Origin of the sequence: Variovorax sp. OV329, assembly GCF_900114785.1 — a bacterium.
In the GTDB taxonomy this organism is placed as follows: Bacteria; Pseudomonadota; Gammaproteobacteria; order Burkholderiales; family Burkholderiaceae_C; genus Variovorax.
This window is the reverse complement of sequence record NZ_FOUG01000050.1, coordinates 1-2,458: the sequence shown is the minus strand read 5'-3', so window position 1 is coordinate 2,458 and position 2,458 is coordinate 1. Positions and strand designations below refer to the sequence as shown.

Annotated in this window: 5 protein-coding genes; all 5 read left to right on the top strand. The window is 69.1% G+C overall.

Annotated elements, in window-relative coordinates; translation table 11 throughout:
* On the top strand, positions 1-243 hold a 243-nt coding region (locus BM345_RS29480), incomplete at its 5' end, for a carboxyl transferase domain-containing protein (protein ID WP_302847600.1).
* Positions 244-268: 25 nt separating this feature from the next.
* Positions 269-781, top strand: a complete 513-nt coding sequence (locus BM345_RS29475) for a DinB family protein (RefSeq protein WP_093387391.1) — start codon at positions 269-271, stop codon at positions 779-781.
* On the top strand, positions 778-1,581 hold the full coding sequence (locus BM345_RS29470) for an enoyl-CoA hydratase/isomerase family protein (RefSeq protein WP_093387388.1): 804 nt from the start codon (positions 778-780) through the stop codon (positions 1,579-1,581). The genes BM345_RS29475 and BM345_RS29470 overlap by 4 nt, the downstream gene beginning before the upstream one ends.
* Before the next feature lie 19 nt (positions 1,582-1,600).
* Positions 1,601-2,266 carry a DUF4126 domain-containing protein gene (locus tag BM345_RS29465; RefSeq protein ID WP_093387386.1) on the top strand — a complete coding sequence of 222 codons (666 nt, stop codon included), beginning with the start codon at positions 1,601-1,603 and terminating at the stop codon, positions 2,264-2,266.
* A gap of 7 nt (positions 2,267-2,273) precedes the next feature.
* The coding region (locus BM345_RS29460) for a biotin carboxylase N-terminal domain-containing protein (protein WP_139237682.1) at positions 2,274-2,458 on the top strand (185 nt) is incomplete at its 3' end.

The following is a 2,458-nucleotide window of genomic DNA, read 5'->3' as shown; positions in this document are numbered from 1 at the left end:
ACGGTCAAGCGCGACGGCATCGAGGCCAAGGGCGGGCAGTGGAGCGCGCAAGAGGAAGAGGGCTTCAAGTCGCCCATCCGCGAGCAGTACGAGCGGCAGGGCCATCCCTACTACGCCACAGCGCGGCTGTGGGACGACGGCATCATCGACCCGGCCGACACGCGCCGCGTGCTGGCGCTGGGCCTGGCGGCCACGCGCAATGCGCCGGTGCCCGAGCCGAGGTTCGGCATCTTCCGCATGTGAGCCTGGGCGAGACAAGGAGCCTGCAATGCAGATCGGTGCGTATTTCAGCCGCCTGGCCCGCTACCACGCCTGGGCCACGGCCCTGCTGCTGGACGAGCACCTGGCGCACCTGAGCAATGCCCAGTGGCATCAGGATTGCAAGCTCTACTTCGGCTCGGTGCATCGCACGGTGAACCACCTGCTGGTCACCGACAACATCTGGTTCGCGCGGCTGGCCGAGGGCATCTCGCCGCGCATGCCGCTGGACACCGAGCTCTACCACGAGCGTGATCCGCTGGCGGCTGCGCTGGGCACGGCGGTGCGCCGCTGGTCGCCGTGGCTGGCGGAGCTGGACGCTTCGCGCTTCGACGGCGAACTGGTCTACACGCGCAACAACGGCGAGAGCGTCTGCGTGCCCTTCGCGCTCGCGCTGGGCCATGCCTTCAACCACCCCACCCACCACCGCGGCCAGATCTCGGCGGCGCTTACCGGCATGGACCGGCCCGCGCCCGAGCTGGACTGGGTCTACCTGCTTCAAAAGGAGGCGCGCAGCCAATGAGCACCGACACCACCCCGAACTTCAGCACGCTGGAACTGGAAGCCGAGGGCCCGGTGGCCCGCATCTGGCTCAACCGTCCGGAGCTGCGCAACGCCTTCGACGACGAGGTCATCGGCGAGCTGAGCCACGCCTTCGCCCACGTGAGCGGCAAGGCCGAGGTGCGGGTGATCGTGCTGGGCGCACGGGGCCCGGCCTTCTGCGCCGGCGCCAACCTCAACTGGATGCGCCGCGCCGCCGACTTCACGCGCGAGCAGAACACGCAGGACGCCGCCGGCCTGGCCGCCATGCTGCGCACCATCCACGAAAGCCCCAAGCCGGTGATCGCCCGCGTGCAGGGCGATGCCTATGCCGGCGGCATGGGCCTGGTGGCCGCCTGCGACATGGCGGTGGCGGCGGACACGGCCAACTTCTGCTTGAGCGAAGTGAAGATCGGCCTGATCCCCGCGACCATCAGCCCCTACGTGCTGCAAGCCATGGGCGTGCGCGCAGCGCAGCGCTACTTCCTGACGGCCGAGCGCTTCTCCGCCGCCGAGGCGCATCGCATCGGCTTCGTGCATGAAGTGGCCACGGCCGAGGAGCTGGATGCCAGGGTGGATGTCCTGGCCAAGGCCCTGTGCAACGCCAGCCCGGCGGCCGTGCGCGCCTGCAAGAAGCTGATCGCCGACGTGGCCGGCCGCGAGATCGACGACGCGCTAGTGGCGCAGACGGTGCAGGGCATCGCGGACATCCGCGCGAGCGACGAAGGACGCGAGGGCGTGCAGTCCTTCCTCCAGAAGCGCAAGCCGAACTGGCTGGTCTGATCGACAAGAGCCACGCGCCATGGAATCCCTGACCACACCCGAACTGATCGCCCTGGCCGGTGCCCTCGGCTGGGCCAGCGGCGTGCGACTGTACCTGGTGGTGTTCCTCACCGGGCTGGCCGGCTACCTGGGCTGGATTCCGCTGCCCGCCGGCCTGCAGCTGCTGGCGCATCCGGCGGTGCTGATCGCCAGCGGCTTCATGGTCTTCGTCGAGTTCTTCGCCGACAAGATCCCGGGGCTGGATTCGCTGTGGGACATCGTGCACACGGTGATCCGGGTGCCGGCCGGCGCCGCCCTCGCGGCGGCCGTGTTCGGCGCGGACCATGGCGCGATGGCCCTCGTGGCGGCGCTCGTCGGCGGCGGCCTCGCCGCCACCGCGCACACTGCCAAGGCGACGACGCGCGCGGCGATCAACACCTCTCCTGAGCCTTTCACCAACGTGGGCGCCTCGCTGGTGGAAGACAGCGCGGTGCCGGCCAGCCTGTGGCTGGCGGTGGCGCATCCCCTGGCGTTCGGCGTGGTGCTGGTCCTGGTGCTGGTGCTCAGCGTGTGGCTCATCCGCAAGAGCTGGCGCTTTCTCAAGATGCTGTTCGGGCGCCTTGCGCGCATCTTCAGCGGCAAGCCCGACCCCGGCGTGACGCCGGCATTTCAATTGAAGAAGAAGGACTCGCCGCAGGGCGAGTGAATCCAAGATGTTCAAGAAGATCCTGATTGCCAATCGTGGAGAGATCGCCTGCCGGGTCGCAGCCACGGCGAGCCGCATGGCCATCCAGACCGTGGCCGTCTATTCCGACGCCGATGCGCATGCCAACCACGTGCGCGCCTGCGACGAGGCCATCCATCTGGGCGGCAGCGCCCCCAAGGACAGCTACCTGCG